At 46.6% G+C, this 23074-nt stretch carries 20 protein-coding genes and 1 riboswitch; of the genes, 6 read left to right on the plus strand and 14 right to left on the minus strand.

Annotated features, from left to right (window positions below):
* Nucleotides 1-91 precede the first annotated feature (91 nt).
* Nucleotides 92-1273, minus strand: a complete 1182-nt coding sequence (locus AM231_RS11190; RefSeq protein ID WP_054402676.1) for an MFS transporter — start codon at nt 1271-1273, stop codon at nt 92-94.
* Nucleotides 1274-1345: 72 nt separating this feature from the next.
* Nucleotides 1346-1445: riboswitch (purine riboswitch) on the minus strand.
* A gap of 38 nt (nt 1446-1483) precedes the next feature.
* Entirely contained in the window at nt 1484-2710 is a 1227-nt protein-coding gene (locus AM231_RS11195) for an aminotransferase class I/II-fold pyridoxal phosphate-dependent enzyme (RefSeq protein ID WP_054402677.1), read from the minus strand.
* 150 nt (nt 2711-2860) lie between these two features.
* Between AM231_RS11195 and AM231_RS11200 the strand changes: the two genes are divergently transcribed.
* Nucleotides 2861-4066, plus strand: coding sequence for an MFS transporter (locus AM231_RS11200; RefSeq protein ID WP_054402678.1), 1206 nt, complete (start codon nt 2861-2863; stop codon nt 4064-4066).
* Nucleotides 4067-4177: 111 nt separating this feature from the next.
* Here AM231_RS11200 and AM231_RS11205 read toward each other — a convergent pair whose 3' ends face one another.
* The 7 genes from AM231_RS11205 to AM231_RS11235 form a co-directional block, all read right to left on the minus strand.
* Complete coding sequence (locus AM231_RS11205) at nt 4178-4507, minus strand: four-helix bundle copper-binding protein (protein ID WP_054402679.1); 330 nt, start codon at nt 4505-4507, stop codon at nt 4178-4180.
* A gap of 273 nt (nt 4508-4780) precedes the next feature.
* Nucleotides 4781-7018: a stalk domain-containing protein gene (locus AM231_RS11210; protein WP_054402680.1), complete on the minus strand. Its 2238-nt coding sequence runs from the start codon at nt 7016-7018 to the stop codon at nt 4781-4783.
* A 232-nt stretch (nt 7019-7250) separates the two neighbouring features.
* A complete protein-coding gene (locus tag AM231_RS11215) occupies nt 7251-7625 on the minus strand; it encodes a VOC family protein (RefSeq protein ID WP_054402681.1) in 375 nt (124 codons plus the stop codon).
* Nucleotides 7626-7766: 141 nt separating this feature from the next.
* A complete protein-coding gene (locus tag AM231_RS11220; RefSeq protein WP_054402682.1) occupies nt 7767-8276 on the minus strand; it encodes a GNAT family N-acetyltransferase in 510 nt (169 codons plus the stop codon).
* A 242-nt stretch (nt 8277-8518) separates the two neighbouring features.
* The gene (locus tag AM231_RS11225; protein WP_054402683.1) at nt 8519-9247 is read right to left on the minus strand and encodes a class I SAM-dependent methyltransferase; all 729 of its coding nucleotides are present in this window, start codon (nt 9245-9247) and stop codon (nt 8519-8521) included.
* 111 nt (nt 9248-9358) lie between these two features.
* The gene (locus AM231_RS11230) at nt 9359-10645 is read right to left on the minus strand and encodes a histidine--tRNA ligase (protein ID WP_054402684.1); all 1287 of its coding nucleotides are present in this window, start codon (nt 10643-10645) and stop codon (nt 9359-9361) included.
* A 278-nt stretch (nt 10646-10923) separates the two neighbouring features.
* The gene (locus AM231_RS11235) at nt 10924-12987 is read right to left on the minus strand and encodes a catalase (protein WP_054402685.1); all 2064 of its coding nucleotides are present in this window, start codon (nt 12985-12987) and stop codon (nt 10924-10926) included.
* A 297-nt stretch (nt 12988-13284) separates the two neighbouring features.
* Here AM231_RS11235 and AM231_RS11240 point away from each other — a divergent pair, with 297 nt between their 5' ends.
* Entirely contained in the window at nt 13285-14067 is a 783-nt protein-coding gene (locus tag AM231_RS11240; protein WP_054402686.1) for an arylamine N-acetyltransferase family protein, read from the plus strand.
* A gap of 59 nt (nt 14068-14126) precedes the next feature.
* Here AM231_RS11240 and AM231_RS11245 read toward each other — a convergent pair whose 3' ends face one another.
* A complete protein-coding gene (locus tag AM231_RS11245; protein WP_278044621.1) occupies nt 14127-14606 on the minus strand; it encodes a nucleoside deaminase in 480 nt (159 codons plus the stop codon).
* Nucleotides 14607-14816: 210 nt separating this feature from the next.
* Here AM231_RS11245 and AM231_RS11250 point away from each other — a divergent pair, with 210 nt between their 5' ends.
* The 3 genes from AM231_RS11250 (at nt 14817) to AM231_RS11260 (ending at nt 17538) form a co-directional block, all read left to right on the plus strand.
* Entirely contained in the window at nt 14817-15167 is a 351-nt protein-coding gene (locus tag AM231_RS11250) for a hypothetical protein (RefSeq protein WP_054402687.1), read from the plus strand.
* A 69-nt stretch (nt 15168-15236) separates the two neighbouring features.
* The gene (locus AM231_RS11255) at nt 15237-16943 is read left to right on the plus strand and encodes an ABC transporter ATP-binding protein (RefSeq protein WP_054402688.1); all 1707 of its coding nucleotides are present in this window, start codon (nt 15237-15239) and stop codon (nt 16941-16943) included.
* A 247-nt stretch (nt 16944-17190) separates the two neighbouring features.
* The gene (locus tag AM231_RS11260) at nt 17191-17538 is read left to right on the plus strand and encodes a hypothetical protein (RefSeq protein ID WP_053493012.1); all 348 of its coding nucleotides are present in this window, start codon (nt 17191-17193) and stop codon (nt 17536-17538) included.
* Between the two features lie 70 nt (nt 17539-17608).
* Here AM231_RS11260 and AM231_RS11265 read toward each other — a convergent pair whose 3' ends face one another.
* Together AM231_RS11265 and AM231_RS11270 are read right to left on the minus strand one after the other, a co-directional pair.
* Nucleotides 17609-18265 (minus strand): response regulator, encoded by a 657-nt coding sequence (locus AM231_RS11265; protein WP_054402689.1) that lies wholly within the window; start codon nt 18263-18265, stop codon nt 17609-17611.
* On the minus strand, nt 18262-19089 hold the full coding sequence (locus AM231_RS11270; RefSeq protein WP_053493010.1) for a sensor histidine kinase: 828 nt from the start codon (nt 19087-19089) through the stop codon (nt 18262-18264). Before AM231_RS11270 ends, AM231_RS11265 begins: the two co-directional genes overlap by 4 nt.
* Nucleotides 19090-19328: 239 nt before the next feature.
* Between AM231_RS11270 and AM231_RS11275 the strand changes: the two genes are divergently transcribed.
* Nucleotides 19329-20177 carry a hypothetical protein gene (locus AM231_RS11275; RefSeq protein ID WP_054402690.1) on the plus strand — a complete coding sequence of 283 codons (849 nt, stop codon included), beginning with the start codon at nt 19329-19331 and terminating at the stop codon, nt 20175-20177.
* Nucleotides 20178-20308: 131 nt separating this feature from the next.
* Here AM231_RS11275 and AM231_RS11280 read toward each other — a convergent pair whose 3' ends face one another.
* Nucleotides 20309-20557, minus strand: coding sequence for a hypothetical protein (locus AM231_RS11280; protein WP_054402691.1), 249 nt, complete (start codon nt 20555-20557; stop codon nt 20309-20311).
* 172 nt (nt 20558-20729) lie between these two features.
* Nucleotides 20730-22967 (minus strand): MMPL family transporter, encoded by a 2238-nt coding sequence (locus tag AM231_RS11285; RefSeq protein WP_054402692.1) that lies wholly within the window; start codon nt 22965-22967, stop codon nt 20730-20732.
* Between the last annotated feature and the right edge of the window lie 107 nt (nt 22968-23074).

The raw sequence follows: 23074 nt of genomic DNA on the forward strand, positions 1-23074 counted from the left end.
TCTTGATAACCCGAGGGGATATGGAATACTGATGATTTTGTTTTTAAGTCTGTCTACTTGACAGGGGGCACTTCATTACGCAGCTGCCTTTTTATTTAGCTGAAAGGGAAGATTTGCTGTCCTTCCAAGCCAGATCAGGTCGCGTTAAGGAATAAATAGCACAGAGTAACGACACCAAGACGATTCCGCCGCCTACCCAAGCTGTGCTTACTACCGTGCCCCCCTGCTCTAATACGAGACCACCGATGGCGGAGCCCAATGCGATTCCGATTTGCAGAGCGGAATTGTTGAAGCTCTGCTGAATATCGGACGAGCCCGGATCCACTTGAATCAGATAGTTCTGTAGTGGAGGAGCCAGACTCCAGCTCAATGCTCCCCACAACATCATCACGACTAAAAATACACCAATGGAGAATGTGGATAATGGCAGCAGGAACAGTATCAGCATGAATGAAGTAATGATGATCAGGATGCTTTTATGCGATCCAATCTTGTCAGCAAGCGTACCTCCGAATGCCCCTCCACCGACTGCGGATAAGCCGAACAGGAAATAACAGATGCTGATCCAATAAGGATTCAGTCCGAGCTGCGATTCAAGAAAAGGCGTAAAGTAAGCATAAATCGTATAATGCCCTGCAAGCATAAACAAGGTGGCCAGATGCGCACCGGCAATTTTTGATTGGCCCAGCGCCTTGATTTGAACGGATAACGGCGTAACATTCTCAGGCTTGATGCGATCCAGGAACATATAGATCAAGATCATGGAACCGATCGACAGAATACCGATGCCAAGAAACAATACTCGCCACCCGAAGGCTTCGCTGATCAAAATGCCGAGCGGCACACCAAGCACCAATGACGAGCTGATCCCCATATAGATTACACCAAGTGCCTTCGCCCGGTGGGCAGGCTCAACCACTTTGGCAGTCATCGTCAGTGATAATACAATGATAAGTGCTGTACTCATCGCGGTTAGTATTCTGGCTGCCATCAGCATTGGGAAATTCAGGCTAAAATACGCCAAGACGTTGCCAATGAAAAAGATAAACAAGGATATCATATAGAGTTGTTTTCGTTCCACTTTCGCTGTAAGCGCAAGGAGAACCGGACCAGATATTGCGAAGACCAGAGCAAAGACCGTAATCAGCTGTCCTGCTGTACCAAGTGAAATATGCAAATCTTCTGCTATAAGCGGCAGTATTCCACCTACAATGAGTTCAACCAGCCCGACGCATATCGTCGAGATTGCTAGAATAATTACTTTCAAATTCATCTGGAATGGCATCCCCTTTCATCGTTGTTTAATAGCCTATTGCCAACCAAAAAAATAAAATCCTGACTACAAAAAATGAGAAACATTTTCTGTAGTCAGGATTTTACGGTTCCTGGTAGAGACCCTCAGACCATATTAATGAGGTTATACATTTTAAAAAATAAACATTATTCAAGTAAGCAACAACCGTTGACTAATTTATCATATTCGTTATGAAAGATCAACCGTCTTTGCCCGAATAAAATCCCCTATTCGTTTTGCAGCTGCCTTTAAGTCCGATTCTTCCTGAACGAGCGCAATCCGCACATAACCTTCTCCCTCTGAGCCAAAAGCATCTCCGGGGATCACCGCGACGCCTGTATCAAGCAGCAGCTCCCGAGCGAAACGACGCGAGCTCCATGTCGCATCATGAAAGGCTTCAGGCAGCCGAGCCCATAGAAACATTGTAGCCTCCGGTTTAGGGACAACCCATCCTGCTTCGGCAAGTGAAGCTATGAGTAGATCTCGGCGATGCTCATACAGTGAAGCAACGCCCCGCTCTTCGCCCGTAGATGACATGGCTTCCCGCAAAGCATGGACGGCTGCTTTCTGAATGGGCTTGAAGATGCCGAAATCGATGTTGCTCTTGAAATCCCTCAGCGATCTCACTACGTCTGCATTCCCGGTCAGAAAACCGATACGGCAACCTGCCATATTGAAGCTTTTGGAGAAAGAGTGAAACTCAACCGCGATGTCAATGGCTTCTGGTATTTGTAGAATACTCATTGGCCTATAGCCGTCAAATCCCATTTCGGAATAAGCAAGGTCATGCACAATGAGTACATCCCATTTTTTAGCCAAGTGGATCAATTTTTCAAAAAAAGCAGCATCGGCCTTTACGGCAATCGGGTTTCCGGGGAAGCTGAGCAGAATGAACGTTGCTTTAGCCCAAATCTCGTCTGGAATAAGATCAAGCTGGGGTACAAATCCGTGTTCTTCCCTAAGCGGTAGATACCAAGGCGTAACGCCGGCAATAGCAAGTGCTCCAGTATAAATTGGATATCCTGGATTTGGCACAATAGCAACATCACCTGGATTGCATATGGCTTGTGCCAGATGGGATAATCCATCCTGAGAACCCATCAGGGACAATATTTCATTATCCGGATTGATTTGAACACCGAATCGGTATTTCATCCAAGCCGCTGATTGTTCTCGAAATTCAACGCTTCCTGTTGTTCCTGGATATGTATAGTTATCCTCCTTCAGCGCTTCCTGACCCAGCACCTCACGAATATCTAGGGCAGGTCCCCGGTCAGGGCTGCCGATACTCAAATCGATGATCGACCTTCCTGCTGCAAGAGCCTCTTGTTTCCACTCGTTAACCTCGGCAAATATGGAAGATCCGAGGCTCGCTAATTTATCTGCACGCCATGAAGACTTCTTAGTTGGGTTCATCCAGCTATCCACCTACTCCATTCTTTTTCTCATCATTATAGCATGAAGACTGAACAATCTAGCGATTATTAACAATTGAGGCTTGACTTGAAAGGCCTTTCATAGCGTAAGATCAGATCATAAATAGAGATATCAGGAGAAGAGACAACCATGACTAGAACGAGAGAAACCCTCTTTATTATCGCTTTTACCTTTGCAGCTTTTGTACTTGGAACCACGGAATACGTTATTGTCGGGCTGTTAAAAGACATTAGTGTGAGCCTCAGCATTTCGCTGGCTGCCGCAGGCGTCCTTGTGTCAAGCTTTGCCATTGCATATGCAGTGGGCACGCCGTTCGCCGTAACATTACTTGGCCGTATACCCCGGCATGTGACCATACTCGGTGCTTATGCCGCGGTATTGGTGTTCAATTATTTGACGGTCTTTGCAGCCTCATATCCTGTCATGTTATGCATCCGCATTATAACCGCAATGCTATGTGGGTTAACCTTATCCTTAGCCATCGCCGCCACCAGCGAGCATATGAGTCCCTCACGCAGAGCCGGAGCGGTTGCCTGGATCATCGGTGGTTTTTCGATTGCCAATGTGCTGGGCGTACCCGTTGGAACTCAAATCGGCCAAATGGCAGGATGGGAGACGGCATTCACCGTGACTTCACTCGTTGGCATCATCCCGCTTGTCCTGATGTTTGCTGTCATGCCGAAGAGCAATACCATCAGCGTAAGCTCGATGAAAGATCAGTTTGCCTTATTCAAGAACAAGCGAATTCGCCTGGCTTTCTTCATACCGGTTCTGGGCGTAGGCTCCGTGTTTATTGTGTATACGTACATCACCCCCTTGTTAGAGAATGTTATGGGGATTTCTCAGCAATGGATCAGCACCGTATTGTTAGCCTATGGTGTTTTCACCATCTTAAGTAATTGGCTCGGTGCCAAAGTGGCGCAGGGTAACTCGAGAGTGAAGTTAAAAGTAATCTTCATCATCCAGGCGACGATCATGGTCATCCTGGCGCTTACTCTATCGCTCACCTGGATCGCCTTAATAACCTTGATGCTGGTTGCCTGTTTCTCTTTTGCGCTCAGCACCGCTGTTCAGCTCTACCTTATTGATTTGGCGGATGAATCATCCCCAGGTTCGAAGGATTTCGCTTCCACACTCATGCCCGTTGCATCCAACTTGGGTATTGCTATCGGTTCTCTACTGGGCAGCGTTGTCGTAGATCGTATAGGACTTCAATATCTGCCTTGGGCAGCAGTTGCATTTGCAATCGGAGCATTTGCCGTTACTTCACGTTGCCATCAACTGGATCAAGAGCAGCTAGACCTCACACTGCTGGCATCCGCTAAAGCTTCTTAAGAATGCTGATCCCAGACCCTTCCCCTTACATGAAAAAGGTTCTCTTCATAACAGAAGGCTGCCACTCGGCAGCCTTTTATTCTATGATAGCTTATCATGTTGTTTCTCATATTAGGCAGCCATCTCCCGACAAACTTTTGCACATCGAAGACATGCTTCTGCACATTCCTGACAATGCTTCATATCATGCTTCTTGCACTCATTACCACAAGCTTCACAGACTTCCGCACAGATTCTGCATATTTCTCGGGCATACATGCTATTCGTGGACATAGCTTGAGCTGCAAAACCGCAAATATCTGCACATTGCCGATCCAGCCGGATACATTCTTTCATCATAGCAACGTCTTCTTCTTCCAGACATGCAGTGTAGCAATGATTGCACGCTACCATACAGCGCAAGCATTCCTCGATACATTGTTTAAATTGTTCATGTGACATTCAGCATTCTCCCTTCAAGTATCTTACAAGGTTATGATTTCCTCCTGACGAGGTTATATGTCATTAACCAGAACTTGTGAAGATCTTATGAGGAATAATCACAGTCCACAATTTACTGTGATGAGTTTGGCGATGGCGTTATTCTAAGAAGAATGACAGCTCATTCTGATGTATCGCGTTCCACACCATAAAACAAGAGACCTCGTCTCTTATGACAGCGACCCGGCTACAACCGGATCGTCTGCTGGAGAGATAAAGTCTCTTGTTATCTACTTAGCGGTTTTTTTCAGGCATTTGGGTAAACAGCAAGTTAACCGGCAGATTACTGCCCGGTGCTGCCGTAAGCATAATCTCAACCTTCTGCTCAAAATCCCCTGTGCGATAGAGAACCGCTTGTTCTCCCGGAGATACTTGTCCAAGAGAATAGATCGGCACAATCGTTCCGTTCATCATGGCATATCCCGAGTATTTGCCGCCCCGCGGGTTGAAGGAGATCAAGGTGTCAGGCGCAACTCGATCCAGTGTAATTTTGTACAGAACACCGAAGTTGCCGGTATTGTGCGTGATGTCTCCAACCATAGGATCCGTGCCTTCCAGGTTAGGGTCATCCTGGTTATCACCTAGAATGAGACGCTCCGACTCAGCTCCCACCAACTCGGAATATTGAATAACACGGGTTGAATTTGGATAGGTTCCGCGGTTATGAACACCATCCCGATTCAAAATTGGCAGAGTGTTCAGCACTTTCAATGGATCGGATTTCTCGTCAATCATCACGACATCGAACTGAATCGGCAGGTCGCTATACATATCGGAGTACAGGGAAATAACATGTCCCTGCTTCATTCTCACATCGCTCAATTCCGTCATAACCAGCTTTTGTTCCCCTGGCTTAAGCGTGATCGATGCTCTCTTCGAATTATCCTGCATGGAAGCGAAGTAGTTTAACACCGATTTCTTGCCCGCTGCCGTTGCGATTGGCGATGGACCTGCGAAGCCCAAGTAGTCTTGTCTAAGTGTAACTGGGGTGCTGTTCTTATTCGTTGCAATGACGTACATCTTTACATTTTTGTTCAGATTGTTCACATGGTGGATCATGAAGCGCATGTCGCCAGATGCTGTTTCCCGATATACGATACCCTCGGTATTCACGGTTTCCGGGCTATTGCTGCGAATCAATGTGCTTGGCTCATCATAGAAATCATAATTGATTTTTTTACGTGATGTAACATTGCCAATGAACGAGAATTTTTCTCCTTCAGGAATGAAGAGCATATTGAAATCTTCTTCTTCATACAAGGTCTCTTCTGATATATTGACCGTTACTTCATAAGTCGAGCTCAGACCCTGCTTATCCGTAGCGGTCAGCGTGATGATATGAACGCCCGGCGTGAAGAATGCATACTTGTTGTTATCCCACTTGTAAACCAAATCCTCAGGCTTGTCCTGGTCATCATAACTTTGATTCGTATAGGTGATCAGCTCACCCATTTTATATTCAGACTTGTCCGTTTCGAACATGGCTGTAGGCGGCTGGTTTGGCTGGATAACATTGATCGTTTGGCTATAAGGATCACTCCATGTACCGGTTGAATCTTGTACCGAGTACGTGACTATGTATTGACCTGGAGATTCGAAGATTTCCTCGCGGCCTTCCCAGCGTTCGTCGATAATGGCACCTTGTGCATTCTCCACTTGAGCTGTGTAGATTACGGTCGTCTCTCCTGCAAAGATCTCTTTAGGTCCTACCGTAAACTTGGCGATCGGCTTGGTCTCCAGATTCATGATGACACGCTTACCCACATTATCCACTTTATATTGGATGTCCAATGCCTGGGTAATCGCTGTCAATGGAACCATGAACGTGCTGTTCGTCTGGTATGAAGTCCCTTTCATTTCTTTGGTTACGCCATTCACGGTATATTTGCTGCTGTCCGTTTTGAAGCGAAGCTCGTTGCTTCCTTTTGTAATGACGGTTTCTTTTGTCTTTTTATCATAAGTGACCTTGAAGCCTACACGATCCACAAGGGCACGAATAGGAACATAAGATACCCCTTTTTTGACTTGCATTGGCTGTGGTGCATTATAGGTAACACCGTCTTGAACCATCTTGGTACTGTTAAAATAAAGGATGAGTTCCTTGCCCGTTCCTGTTTGCTGATTAGGCTGTTCAGCTTGATCATCCGTCGTGACTTCACCTGTAACTTGTTCTGGAACCTCGTTTGCTTCTTCTATAGGTACTTCGGTTGCTTCCTCAGTAGGTACCTCGGTTGTTGCTGCATCACTTGGATCGATGGACTCTTCGGTCGTAACTTCTGTTGTCTTGGGAACAGCGCCCGATTCCTTGGCTTTTGGGGTGGTTGATGTTGCCTTGTCTTGCTGCTCATATACTTCTTGCGTGACTGCCGGTTGCGTGTTGCCTGCGGGGGTTGTATCCGCGCTCGCCGGATAAGCTGCAGCTAATTGGGCAACAGCCAATACGGTTAGCAATGATAGTCTTCTCAGTTTCATTCCATAACTCCTTCTAATCCTTTTTGATATATTTATTTAGGTCATACTATTAGACGTAAATTTTGGTAAAAAAGTTTCTCTATTCTATGAATTATATTTACAATGATATAGAACACTACGGAAAACAACGATTAATCCCGTTACAGCTGCATGGCCGAAAGCGGGATAGATTGTTCATATTGGCATTCCTTCAGAACGCTCAGCTGTTATGTACGCCGATGTGAACAGATGATTATTGTTTGTTTCCAACCGCGATCCAGCGCCCGTCCACATCCTCAAAGACAAATTCGTGATTGCTATAATCCGTTACGGATAATGGCCTCACAATCTTCACATCCAAATCAATTAACTCCTGCTCGATTTCAAGTTGATTATAGGTTATAAAATAAGCATCGTAGCCATAGCCGTAACGAATTCGATTTGGAACGACGTCAACGTCAGTCTTGGTTAGTACGATCTCAATCGAATCCCTGTACAGACACACATGAGGTTCAGCAGCATCCAAATAGTTCACAGCACGGAATCCGATCCGCTCATAAAATTGACTTGTTTTGTTAAGGTCAGACGTGGGGAATATTTGCAGGCAATGAGAAAAACCCTTATTCATCATTCTATCTCCTATTCGAGTCAAAATTTACGGTAATTTCATCCTCTAAGATTACGTTCATATCAACCTACTTGGTAATCAAATGATTTAACTGTTTCTCAGTACACTAGATGCGTAATATGCTAAATCTCCCTGTTCTTGTTATGCCAATTCCTTAATCAAATACAGATTCAAATCGTCATCTGCGCATACCATGCTGCCGGGCACTACAGGCTTATGGTTGTATATGAGTCCGTTGCCATCAGGAATGTAACCGCGCCGTACATATACTCTTTGAGCTGCACCATAGTCTTGGTATAATCCCACCCCAATGCCTATGCGTGGTAATCGCTCACGAACGATATTCTCGAATTCTTCAATGATTCTATTGGCAATCCCATTCCTCTGATATTCCGGAAACACATTCAGATCATTGATTTCGGGGATGTTCTGATCTTTGAAGTAAGGATAATCCGATTCGAATTTCAAGTGGGAAACACCTGCCAGATTCCCTTGGACAAAAGCAAGCAGCGTGACTCGTGTCCCAATTTGATTCTCAAATTCGCACCGATCATAATACGCATCGGGCCGAGGAATCTTATGCTGTTCGAACGCTTCCTTCCAGATGCGTTTATACTCTGGTTGATCCAGAACTTTCAATGTAACATCCATTCGTATACCTCGCTCTAATATAGTATGTAATGGAATAGTGTGCACTCATTTCCCATTTGTGTTCACCATTGACTTCCATCATAATTGTTTCCCATATCCTCGGTAAATCCTTTCACAAGTCACTTTACCTGACCATGCCTCCTTAAATGGCAATCCCTCTCTCCATCATGATCAGATTGATTCATCGATTGAGAATTTGTATACAGTTACCGATCGATAATACTTAACGCAGACCAAGCTCCTTATTTTCGCGCTGATATTAGCAAAAACATAGGGCGATGACATTCTTCCTCCCATTCGGGATGTGCTGCCAACTGTGCATCCGAAGGGCCCCAATCCTCAACATGAGTGATGGTAAAACCAGCTTTGATCATCATGTTCAGATAAGAGCCCAGCGTTCGATGCTGCTTAATCACGCCTTCAGCAAGCCAATTTGTCGTTCGCGCGCCCTCTTCTTGGTAGTGATCCACCGGCCAGGTCCGATGCCCGCCCGGATGCTTAATCCATTCAGGAGCACTGGACGCCGTATAAATTGGATGCTCAACCGAGCATACCAGACTGCCCCCCCGTCTAAGAGAACTGTACACTTCCTTTATGAGGCCCTGCAAGTTTTTAATATAATGAAATGCAAGCGAACTGTACACCAGGTCATAAGATTCTGATTCTAACGCCAGTGTCTCCATGTCAGCTCGAATATAGCGGATGTACGAATCCTCCGTTTCGGCCTGAGCTCGTTCCAGCATATTCTCCGACACGTCAACCCCAATGACCTGATTCGCGCCACGTTCTCTCGCCCAGCGGCTAAACCAGCCGAAGCCGCAGCCTAAATCTAGGACATCAGCTTCCCTCAGATCTGGCAGCAGTGATTGCAGTGTCGCCCATTCGGGAGCCCCGTCCAGTCCATGGATGGAACGGCTTAGTTGACTGTACCCCTGGAAGAATTCATCATTATCATATATATTTTGAGTCATAAACGCTCTCCCTCTCTGCCTTAATGTACCTCCTCTAACTTACCTCTTACATCCAAACTTCTCAAGTTTATAATGACTTCTTACTCGATGCCAAGGCTTCGCGCTGTATGTTCAGCTCCCAATAGACTGAGCAATAAGCTCGACCGCTTCTTGCAGAGTGATGGTAAGCACCGTGCCGTCGGTCATTCTCTTCAGTCGCACCAATCCAGCTGCCGCTTCATCTTCGCCGATCAGGATGGCATATGGAATGCCTTCAGCTGAAACGGAAGCCAGTGATTTTTTCAATTTGCGCTGATTGCTCGCCAGTCTTGTACGTATTCCCCGGTTTCTGAGCTCTGCTGCTGCCAGCAAGCCTTCAGGGATGCTCTCCCCAATCGGGATAATCACAGCAAGCGGCTTACTTGACTCAAACGGATGGTTTCGGATCATTTCCATAATAGATTCCATGCCAAACGAAAGCCCAACTGTTGGATAAACCATATCATCACGTCTAACGAGCTGCCCGATGATTGCATCATATCTCCCGCCTCCGCCCAAGCTTGAACGGAACCCGCTTGTAGCATCAAAGATTTCATAGACGGTTCCCGTATAGAAAGACAAACCTCGAGAAAGAAACGGATCAAACACGCAGACGCTCTGCAGCCCCACACGCCGGATCATTTCCTGTAAAACTAAAACTTCTTGTGCACCCTGCTCCTGTTCAATACCATATTTTCTAGAAATCCCTTCGTACGTTGGCTCGCTCAGATCAACAAAGTCCAGAACTTGTTGACAAATGTCCTGGGCGAGTGCCTTATTTGCAAGCTCTTGTCCTACCCCTTCCCTTCCGATCTTATCCAGTTTATCGAGTGTCAGCATTACGGATGGTTTCATATCGACTGGTACACCTATTGCTCCTAAGACTTCACCCAGAAAGCTTCGATTATTCCATCTGAGAATGATGGGTATATCAAGTCTTTGGAAAACCTCTGCTGCAAGCTGCATTAGTTCTACCTCTGCTTCAGGACCCGCCACCCCAACTACATCCACATCGCATTGGAGGAACTCTCGCAACCTGCCCCGTTTAACGGGGCCATCCCGGAATACCTTCCCCATCTCATAACGCCTAAACGGCTGAGAAAGTCCAGGATTAAGAGCAACCACCTTGGCAAAGGGGATCGTTAGATCATATCGCAGCCCCAGACGTCGTGCACCCTGGTCCGTCAGCTGATACATTTCCTTCAGAATCTCTTCGCCACCTGCATATTTGGAAGACAATAACTCCGATTCATTCAGAATGGTTGACTCCATTTCCGTATAATCATAACATTCAAATACTTCGCGGAGCGTGGACTGCACCCTTCTCCGGACGGCCTGTTCCTGTCCAACATAATCATACGTTCCTTTAACATTCTGCATCGTTAATCATCCTTTCTTTCTGAGAAAATAAAAAACGCGCCGGACCTCTTGGTCCCGCGCGCTTTTATATGCGGCAGGGAGGCCAACGCGAACAGCGTTAGCCCGCCCTGTAGATTTACAGGAGTGCTAACGCTGCTTGTGATGATGAAGTTGATTAAGTTTGATGTTTACCATGATATAATCCCCTTCACTTTCAGCTAATGATTTACGGGGATTATACCGGAATCACTATTTATTTACAAGTGCTATGATAGCAAAGTTATTGGGCCCTATCCTGCTTAGATGGCACGCGACCAATGGCGATGGGCGGCAATCGCTTCAATGAAGGCTTGTCCGAACGGTTTGAGATCCTCACCCTCGGCTGCAATAACGATTCCATCACCGCTGGCGGAAGGCAGCAAGTTAACCCCTTCGGCTATGGCCGCAATCGGTTTGAAATGCTGATAAGCCTCCTTAATGAAGTCCAACACCTTCTGCTCGGTCAGAAGCTCCGATACGCTTAATGCACCGCCTGCTACCAGCACCGCATCGAAAAGTACGGAGTCCGCACCAAGAAGGGAATGTTGCACTTCCAATTCTCCACTTGTTCTGCCTTGAATGACGCCAAGCTTCACGCTGACTACTTCGGTGATGATCCCGGCTTGCTGCAGCTGACTCAGCACAAACGGCAATTCGTCCGTGAATCCATTGCCTGCCAGCACGGCCACTTTACGGGTTAACGGCAGTTTCACGGTATTCATCATGCTAAGTGCCGGAGAGGATTCACTGGAAGCGGAACCGTGTGTTTGCGGAGGGATGGTGCCGAGGCCATCCGAAATCCGAGTCGCCAGATCACTGTCAACATTTGCGAACATATCGACAACCTGCTGGCGAATTTCCTTTCGCTGCACTTTACCTAGCTCAAAGTGGAACGCAGAAACGATATGCTGCTTCTCAACCTCGGACATACTGTTCCAGAACAGGGCGGCTTGGCTGTAATGATCCTTGAAGCTGTCACTGCGGGCACGTATCTTACGACCTTCCACCTTCTCGGTATAATGCTCATAGCCGCCTTGCTCAGGTGGAACAGGCCTTGGAGTATTACCAGCAATGCCATTTTTATGGTAGCTGACAGGCCCCTTATTAATGGTCATACGGTGCATCCCATCCCGCTGGTTGTTATGAACGGGGGCAACCGGGCGGTTAATCGGAATTTCGTGGAAGTTCGGTCCACCAAGCCGGGACAGCTGCGTATCAGTATAAGAGAACAGGCGTCCTTGTAGCAGAGGATCATTCGTAAAATCGATCCCCGGTACGACATGTCCGGGATGGAAGGCAATTTGTTCAGTCTCGGCGAAGAAATTCTCCGTGTTGCGGTTGAGTGTCATTTTGCCGATAATTTTCACCGGGATGATCTCTTCCGGCCAGATCTTGGTCGGATCAAGAATATCAAAGTCAAAACTGAACTCATCCTCCTCCGGGATCATCTGAACGCCAAACTCAAACTCAGGATAATTCCCTGATTCGATGGCATCCCATAAATCCCGCCGGTTAAAGTCGGGGTCCTTCCCAGCCAGCTTCTGCGTTTCATCCCATACAAGCGAATGCGTACCCAGCACCGGCTTCCAATGGAATTTCACGAAATGCGCCCTCCCTTCCTCATTCACAAAACGGAAAGTATGCACGCCGAATCCTTCCATCATTCGGAAGCTTCGCGGGAGCGAACGGTCGGACATCGCCCACATGATCATATGTGCGCTTTCTGTATTGTTAACAACGAAATCCCATAATGTGTCGTGAGCGGTTTGGGCCTGCGGAATCTCGTTATGAGGCTCGGGCTTTACAGCATGAATGAAATCGGGAAATTTCATGGCATCCTGAATAAAAAAGACCGGCATGTTGTTGCCTACGAGATCATAGTTGCCTTCCTCGGTATAAAATTTGGTTGCAAAACCGCGAACGTCACGAACCGTATCGGCAGATCCTCTCGATCCTGCCACGGTGGAGAACCGGACAAACACCGGCGTTACTACGGAAGGGTCCTCCAGGAATTTGGCTTTTGTATAAGCTTTCATCGATTCATATAACTCAAAATAGCCATGCGCGCCAAAACCACGGGCATGTACGATGCGTTCGGGGATTCGCTCATGGTCGAAATGCGTCATTTTCTCTCTGAAATGAAAGTCCTCCATTAAGGTCGGACCGCGTTCGCCAACCTTTAATGAATGTTCATCTTCAGAGACGTTCAATCCCTGATTGGTTGTCAGATTCTTACCGTCATTGTCTACCGTAAATTGCTCCAGCTGTTGGTCCTTGCTTGTCTTGTTCTGACTGTTGTTAGCATTCGAATTGGAATTGTCCATGGTCGGGAACCTCCTGGTATGTAGTAGATAACTAACTGACGAGTGTGTTCTCACGGCAACAGAATCCGCTTTCGCGAACCCGAAAATTAATTACCCTGCAAAATGGAATACGAATCCAGATTTAGGATTCCTTCACGAAATGCTCATCATTCCAGAATCTTTGTTATGATAATACGAAGATTTAATAGCCATGGCCCTTTACCTTCTCTAATTTGACGTTCTAATATATGATATAAATATATATTACATAAGTCTTACTACTAACAAGCTGACAACGACGAAAGATGTGGTGATCGAATGAGTAACCCGGCAAACAGCCTGGATGTAAACCAGTATCTTGATCGGATCGGATACACGGGACCTATCGTTAACAGCGCTTATATGCTCGCCAGATTGCAAGAACAGCATGTGCATACCGTGCCGTATGAGAATCTTGATATTCTTAATCAAATCCCCTTATCCCTGGACATTTCTGATCTGTACGATAAAATTGTAAACCGTCACCGCGGTGGTTATTGCTTTGAGCTCAATGCGCTGTTTGGCTGGCTGCTCCAGGAATTAGGGTATAAGGTCACACACTACTTCGGACGCTTCTGGAGAGATGAAACTCATACGCCAGCTAAGCGGCGGCATCATATACTTCAGGTGGATATCGACGGTCAACGATTTATTACCGATGTTGGAGTTGGTGGAGCCGGGCCCAGGCAGCCACTGGAGCTGGTTGATGGTCTGGAGCAAACACAAGGGGATGAAACCTACCGATTCACTCATACCGAAGCGTATGGCTGGATGTTGGAGGAATGGAAAAAAGAGGCCTGGGATCCCGTCTTCTCATTTACGGAGGAACCAAACCTACCCCAGGATTTCATTACCACCTCTTATTGGTGTGAGCATGCTCCCGATTCACCATTCAACAAAACAGCACGGATCTCCATCCGCACGGCAGAAGGCAGAAACACCGTGGATGATCGAGAGTTCAGAATCTACAAAACGAACGATGTGTACACCTTTGTACCAGGGAATGAACAGGAATATGCCGCTGCGCTTTCTGCTTACTTCGGGATTAACGTCACATCGTAATACCAAATATAATTCAAAAAACCGGGCTTCATGTACAGGGAGCCCGGTTTGTTTTTATCTTAATATTCTATTTTACGCTCTGCAGCACTCCAAGCTTGAAATGGCAGAAGATAGTCAGCAATCTGAAGCTGTTTCATGGAGATGGAGCGCTGATCCATCGGCTTTGCGATTTCATCGTATATGAATTGATCATCAAATCCGACTTTCGCAGCATCCTTTTTCGTACTTGCATAATAAACCGCATCAGGTCTGGACCAGTAGATGGCCCCCAAACACATCGGGCAAGGTTCACAGCTAGTATAAATGATGCAGCCAGTTAATTGGAAATCGTTCAGATGTTGGCATGCTTCTCTAATGGCCAGGATCTCGGCGTGAGCTGAAGGGTCATTTAGTACTGTAACCTGATTCCTCCCCCTTCCGATCACCTGCCCATCCTTTACTACAACAGCTCCAAAAGGCCCGCCCTCCACGTTTTGAACGTTCCGATGGGCTTCTGCGATCGCTTGCTGCATCCATTGCTCATGTTGATGTTCGCTCACTATGTACAGCTCCCTCCTATTGTTCTTACCGCTCCCGGTGGCCTATCCACTTCTGTTTTACTTCTATGGGCACGGCTCGCTTCTATCATAGCATAACTCCTGGCACACCTTGCATGGTAAAAAGAGATTGACGAAATGTATACATATGTATACAATAATCAGTAAAAGTATACATATGTATACAAAAGAAGGATCAGGAGGCTGAGGATATTGCGTGAAGAACGAGGAACTTCGAATAGATCTGACCAGGAACGTTTTGAGCACCGCGAGCGGGATCAGCACCGTCGTGGTGGAGGCAGACATGGAAAACGCCGTGAGGAGGGCCACGGCGGCAGAGAAGGCACTAAGCTGGCACAGACGTTTCGCCGTGGACGCGCACTGTCTTTTTTGGACCAACTTATTGTGAAACGGGATACCTTGAAGAAACAAGTCAATGACCCGGATTATCAAGCCATAAGAGAAGTGGTCAGCGGGGAACTGAAAGCGGTGGATCAGATCATACAGGAGTACATTCAAGCTTTTGAGTTGTATGATACAAAGCTGTCAGAGGATGACCAATAATGGTTATCGACCTAGACTTTGGAACGAACAAATAACTTGTCAACGATAGGACTTGGAGTGTGATTATTTTTGATTAGAAGATTTTTTTCGTATTATCGACCCTATAAGGGGTTATTTATTCTGGATTTCACCTGCGCGGTGATTGCCGGTCTTCTGGAACTGGCTTTCCCGCTGGCCGTCAGTAAATTTATTGATGATCTGCTGCCAAGCCAGGATTGGCCGCTCATTCTGATTGCTTGTCTTGTGCTGCTCTTCATCTATGCGTTGAATACCGCGCTGCAATATGTCGTGACTTACTGGGGGCATATGCTGGGGATCAATATCGAGACCGACTTGCGGGAGAACATGTTCTCTCACATTCAGAAGTTATCCTTCCGCTTCTTCGATAACAACAAAACCGGTCATCTCATGGGCCGCATCACGAATGATTTGAATGATGTGGGAGAGGTTGCCCACCACGGACCCGAAGACGTATTTATCGCCGTGATGACGCTGCTTGGTTCGTTTTCATTAATGGCATACATCAACCTTGAGCTTGCACTGCTGACCTTCATCATCGTGCCTTTAATGGCATGGCTGATCATTAAATTCGGTGGCAGAATGACCACAACCTATCGGCAGCTGTTCCGTAATGTCGGTAACTTCAACGCACGGATCGAAGACAATGTGGGTGGTATCCGTGTGGTTCAATCATTCGCTAATGAAGAGCATGAAAAGGCGCTTTTTCAGGAAGAGAATAAGCAATTTCGAGCTACTAAGCTGATGGCTTATAAAACGATGGCAAAAAGCATCTCCGTCAGCTACATGCTGATGCGTTTAATTACGGTATTTGTCATGATTAGCGGTGCCTGGTTCTTCCTGCAAGGCAAGATCGAGATCGGAGAATTCATGGCCTTCCTGCTGCTCTCCAACATTTTCTTCCGTCCGATTGAGAAGATCAACGCTGTTATTGAGAGCTATCCCAAAGGTATTGCTGGTTTCAAACGCTACCTGGAGATTATGGATACCGAGCCAGAGATAGCCGACGTGCCTGATGCCGTTTCCCTATCCTCGGTACGGGGAGATATTCGCTTTGAGGGCGTTTCTTTCGGGTATGAGCCATCTCGGACGATACTGAATAACATCCAGCTCTCGATCCGTGCAGGGGAAACGGTCGCATTCGTCGGTCCTTCCGGTGCGGGCAAGACAACCATCTGCAGCCTTCTTCCCCGCTTCTATGATGTGGATGAGGGCAGGATTACGGTGGATGGAATCGATATTCGGAATATTAAATTACAGAACCTTCGCAAGCATATCGGAATCGTGCAGCAGGATGTATTCTTGTTCTCCGGTACGATCCGCGACAACATCGCTTATGGCGATCTGCACGCAACGGACGATCAAATATGGGAAGCCGCACGCCGCGCATCCCTGGATGATCTGATTCGCAGTCTGCCTGATGGCATGGAGACGGTGATCGGAGAACGCGGAGTCAAGCTGTCAGGCGGACAGAAGCAGCGTTTGTCCATTGCGAGAATGTTCCTTAAAAATCCGCCGATTCTTATCCTGGATGAAGCCACTTCGGCATTGGATACAGAGACCGAAGCACAGATTCAGAAGTCCTTGGCTGAGCTATCGGTCGGCAGAACAACACTTGTGATCGCTCACCGATTGACTACGATCCAGAACGCGGACCGCATTATAGTCATCCATCCCGAAGGCATTGCTGAGCAAGGCACGCATCAGGAATTGATTCATTCCGGCGGCGCGTACAGCAGACTTCATCAAGTTCATTAACGAAGCACATGTAGGCGGTTATTACAGATATTCAACTGGATAAATGACCGTCATTCTCTTCATAAAAGGATGGCTCCCAAGTGAGGGAGTCATCCTTTTTTTGTCGAGATCATATTTGGTTCATAACGGATATGCTGATTACTCAGTATTCCTACGGTAACTTTAAGCTTATTGTCCATGGATAATAAAGTTGTTACGAGGAAACATTAATGGCGTACTGCAATAACATTTATACAGGAGGACTTCTATGTATTACCTATACAGTGCCGGTTTACTCTTTGGAGGATTGTCGATCATCAATCTTGTCTTCTCTTACCAAGCCAAACACATTCAACATCTGTTCTGGCCTACACTCCAGTTTCAGTTGTTTATGCTTCCGCTGTTCCTGATCGCCAATATGTGTATCGGTTACGGAATTCGCTATGGTTTTAAAGCCACCGATCAATTAGGATACACTCTGATTTTCTCAAAATGTCTGGAAATCCTCATATCGTTAGGAGTCGCCTATTTGTTTCTGAAGGAAATCCCTACATGGAAGAACTGGGTCGGAATCGGTATCATTGCACTAGGCATTTTCCTCGTGAAACAAAAGTGAATGCTGCATCACCTGAATGTGCCTGATTATCTTTCATAGCTTCCTTCATTCGACGAACAGCACTCTAGTTTCACCTTCTTCTCCTCATCCAGCCCTGCTCAAAGGCATAACGAGTCAGTTGGACCCGGTTCTCCAAATGCAGCTTCTGCAAAATGTTCTTCAGATGGTTCTTCACGGTATTCTCCGATATGCACAAATCAACTGAAATATCGCGGTTGGACATCCCCTCGGCCACAAGTTCTAATATTTCTATTTCCCTTGAGGTTAAGGGACTATCATTAGGATCGGGCTTCTCATACTGGGAGAACTCCTTCAAAATGCGAAAAGCCAGCTCCCTGCTCATCGGTGCCTCGTCCACTGCAATGGCTTTGAGATACTCATGCCACGATTCGGGATTCAGATTCTTCAACAGATAGCCTTGAGCGCCGCGTTTCAACGCATCAAACAGATGGGCGATGTCGTCGGACACCGTAACCATCACAATCTTGACGTAAGGAAATTTGTCTTTTACCCGCTTTGTCGCTTCCAAGCCGTCCATGTCAGGCATCTGAATGTCCATTAAGATAATATCGGGCATCCAAATTTCAGTCAGCCTTAGCGCTTCCTCTCCACTCTTTCCTTCTGCCACAATCTCAAACGTTGGGTCACTGCTCAATATCGTGCGGATACCTTCTCGTGCAAGATCGCTGTCATCAATGATTAATACGCGAAATGGCTGATGTGTCATGTTGCATTCTCCTTCTGTATGCTGATCATCGTTCTGTCATGCTGTCTTCCTATCTTAAATGTCCATCCCATAGCCTTGGCTCGATCCTTCATGATGTTGATTCCATAACGATTACCGCTTGGCTGCTTGTCGAAGTCAAAACCTTTGCCGTCATCGCTCACAGTACAACGCCAGCCCGTCGATGTTTCGGAAGCAGTAATATATACATGCTTTGCTTCGGCATGCTTGTGAATATTTAGTAAGGATTCCCGGATCGAAGCCAGCAGCTCCGCCTTTTCTTTGGCAGACAGCATCGTGTCGGGAATATTCCATTGAATGGTGAAATGGAGGTTCGTCTCCTGCTTGATTTCCTCAATCAAGCTGTTCATGCTTTGCATCCAGGGGATAGCTTGCGGATCAGCTGGATACCGGAGATTGGCAATCGCCTCTCTTACGTAGACATGGGTGCGGTGAACGCTTTTCTTAATTTCCTGATATGGAACTTGGCCTCTCGCTCCCTCCCTCTCCAGCCGGTCAACTTGTGCACTCAACAAGAACAAGGATTGAGCAATACCGTCATGAAGCTCTCGGCCAATCCTCTCCCGTTCCTGCATGGCTGCCTGCATCGCCCTGGCTTGATTCAGCTCCTCCTGGTTGCGTTCAATCAGCGAGAACAACTGAGTGAGAAACAGGATAGATACCAGAAAAACGATGACAGGTGCAAGCAGATTACCGAGGTCCATAGATATATAGGGAAGCAAAAATTCATGACGGACATATTCCCAGAGACCAATCGTTAAGGTTGGAATAATCAGAATCAACCATTTCATTTGTTTATAGGACATACGCTGCCTCCTGAATGTTTATAATGAAGATGAGCAGCAAGCTCCTCTTCCATCATAGTATCATGAGTGATCCCTCCATACTAATGAAGTTTTCATGTTAACGGAATGACTCTAAAGAGCTACAGTTTATGTTATTATTTGTCTTTTCTGCAATAACCTATTTACAACTTCATTGAATATCGCTTATATAGAGTTAAAGTTATCATTTTTTTCCACTTCCGATGAAGGGAGCTGCAGTTATGAAGACGCAAAAAATTGCAGTGATCATTGTACACGGATTGGGAATACAGAAGAAAGACTACGCCAATAAATTCATGAAAAATTTGAGAGAAACCTTCTCTCAAATTTCAGGAATTTCTGATCAAGAACTGGCCATGGAAGCCGTACATTGGGCCGATGTATTCGCATCACGTGAAGAAGAGATCATCAGAGGCAGCATACGACCACACCGTTTACGTTATCGGCGACTTCGGCAATACGTGATTCATCATCTAGCAGATGCAGTGGCTTATCAGCCTGTTGAATCGGAAGATCAGAACTACGAGGCCGTACATCGGACTATTAGCGAGGCGCTGCATAGACTTTCCTTGTCAGCCGGACCCTCTGCTCCTCTATGCGTCATCTCGCATAGTTTGGGATCCGTCATTGCCAGTAATTTTTTCTATGATTTGCAATTCTCCTCTCGTGGCCATCGCCTGGTCATTGATCCGACTTCCCCACTAGAACGGGGAGAACTCCTCACGATGTTCTACACACTTGGAACGACCTTGCCTCTGTGGAGCATGCGTTATCGTGATTTCGATAAACCGATAGAGGTTCCTGCTGAACAATTAAAGCGATATCATGCCCAGCTTCTGGGAGAATGGGTCAATTTCTACGATCAAGACGATATTCTTGCTTATCCGCTAAAAAGCATTAATGAAGCATATGACCGTACGGTACGCCAAGATATCCCTGTTAATGTGGGCAACTGGTTGACCAGCTGGAATCCGCTGTCCCATAGCGGTTACTTCTACAAACAATCAATTCTTGACTACATTGCCTCTAATTTGGATATCACCTGGCGCGCTATCAATTCGTATAAATAACAGATAATGCCGCCAAGACGCTGCTTCCTGGCGGCATTGCTGTCAAATCGCTAATCTTACACGACAAAGACCAGCCCTTCCAGGAGGGGCTGGCCTTCATAACCTTGGGGTTATGGATTCTTGTGACTCGCTTATGTCTCAGATACTATTTTCAAAAATTGATTCATCATCTCAGGAGTCAGGATTGAATTCTCCTGCCTGCTTGCTGCTCCTTGCTCGGCTAATTGAGTGGCCTCATGAGTTCGGCCCGCACTTGCTAAAATATTGGAGCGTACCTGCCCATCAATGACGTCAATATGACCATGGTTGGCAAGCATAATCATGAGAGCCACACTTCCGAGTCCGACCGACCACATATTCATGATGTTCTTCTTGTTCATCTGCGCTGCTCCTTTCATCACTTGTGGTGACATACATAGTATAAGCCGGGAACCTTAGCGAGAGATGAAACCGATCTAAAATTCATTTAAGCAATCCGAAAAACAACCACCTACATCTTTTAAATAACCTTAAGATGAGGTGGTTATCACAGGGAATATCGAATTTAAATGGTTAGGATGTATGCTCAATACTTGTTGCCGATTTCTCATCCGTAATGTTATGCACCTTGCCTGGCCAGAAAGCCCACTTGCCGAGCAACGTAGTAATTGCCGGTACCAGGAATGGTCTCACGATGAATGTATCGAGCATAACACCGATTGCGGTGATAATACCAAATTGCACTAACACCTGGATCGGCAGCGTTGCCAGTACAGCAAATGTCCCCGCCAAGATTAACCCGGCGGATGTGATGACAGAACTGGTCTCGCCAACGCCCTCCCGTATTGCCTGCTTCAGCGGCATTTGTTTCCGTTTTTGCCAGATGCTTGAGATCATGAATATGTTGTAATCTTCGCCTAAGGCAACCAGGAATACGAAGGAATACAGCGGTATGGCCCCTTGAATCGCATCCGCTCCCAGGCCGTAGTGAATGATGATCCAGCCTAGGCCTAATGCCGAGAAGTATGACAAGATGACGGTAGCAATCAGATAGACAGTGGCTACTATAGATCTCAAATAGACCAACAGCAGAAACGCAATTAATCCGATGACCACAGGAATGATAATTTTGGCGTCATGTTCCCCAGCAACCTCTGTATCATACTGAGTAGCCGTTTGCCCGCTGATCCACACGGCCTCAGCAGGGTTGCTTATCCCCGCCTCTTGAAGGGAAGCTTCTGCAATTTCCCTAAGATCAGGAATATGCTGCATCGCTTCCATGGAATAAGGATTCATGGAGAGCTCAATCTCATAACCGATAATATTGCTGTTCTCCGCCCCATTCTGAGAATCGGATACCTGATCCACATAAGTTAGAGCTTTCAAACGCTCTTCAAGATCCAGGGATTTCCCCCCACTGTCCACCATTAACCGGACAGGTGCAAGCTCTCCTTCCGTGAACTGCTCTCCGATGATTGTAAATCCTTCTCTAGAAGGCACATCCTCAGGGAAAGAAGAGAGCAGATCATAGGTAAACTTGATTTGGGATGAGAATGTTGCAAGACCACCCAGCAAGACTAACGCGACCAATACAACAGTCCACGGCTTTGTGGTTACGATGCGTCCGATCCAGCTTTCCTTCTCTTTGTGAGGGGCTGGTACCGGCTTGCCTTTTTCCCGTGCGCGTTCCGCTTGCATTTCCGGTGTACGCGGAATGAAAGGATAGAATGAACCTCTGCCGAATATAGCTAACAATGCCGGCACTAATGTCAGACTGGCGATAAACATAATCAGAATCGATAAACTGAATGGTACCGCAAAGCGTTGATAGGCCCCGTACTGCGCCAATAGCAGGGCGAACAATGATAACACGACCGTAAAGCCGCTCATCGCGATGGCGCCAGAAGAGCCCTTGATTGCTTGAAACAAGGCTTTACGTTTATCAGGCTCATGCCATAGGAGCTGCCGGAATCTCGAAATGATGAATAAGCAATAATCCGTTCCGGCTCCAAACAGCAGCACGGTCATAATGGCGATGGATTGAGAGTCCACCGTGATGATGCCTTGATCAGCCATGAAACCGAGAATCGGACTTGTAACCATATAGGCAAAACCGACTCCTACAAGCGGTATTAACGCCAGGATTGGAGAGCGGTAAATCAAGAGCAGCAATATTAATACCAGCAGCACGGTGGCAATCATGAGCGAGACGTCCGCATCCGCAAACAAACCGGTAGCATCGATAGATATTCCGACAGGTCCCGTTACACGGGCACTGATTCCGTCACCACTTTTGACATCCGTCTGGAATGGGTTGCTGCCCAGTACTTGTTCGGACCGCTGCTCAAGCTCTGCAATTCCTTCCTTAAGCTCATCCGTTTCCTGATCCTCTTCAAAGAATACCGGCAGCACAAGCGTACTCTGGTCCTCCGACAACTGGGCACTTAATGCTTGCGGAGGAAGCTTATGGAAAGGAACAACGAATGTTTGATACGGGAGAGGATTGGACTCGAGGTTCGCTGTCAATTCCTGCAGCTTGATCAAATCCCCTTCCTCAAGTCCATTTTCTTTGTGCCATACGATAAGGGCCGGTACACCACCATTGCTTGGGAATTCCTTATCGGCCATGGCTTCTGCTATGACGGATGGAACATCTTCCTTCAAGTTGGCTGCATTATTATCCTCTTTATCGCCAACAGCTGGCCATAGCAAATTCAATGCCAACGCAAGGAGCACCCATACACAGAGCGTAACCCACTTGCTTCGCTTTCCCGCAACCCATCTGCCATAATCCGGTCCTGATTCGTGCATTTGTAGATCCTCTCCATTCCATGTATGATTTGTGTGCAACCTAAATTCTTCCTGAAAAAATGCGAAATACATCAACGCAAAATTAATTATATATACCGGTAGGTTAA

Source organism: Paenibacillus solani, assembly GCF_001277345.1.
GTDB classification, from domain to species: domain Bacteria; phylum Bacillota; class Bacilli; order Paenibacillales; family Paenibacillaceae; genus Paenibacillus_AQ; species Paenibacillus_AQ solani.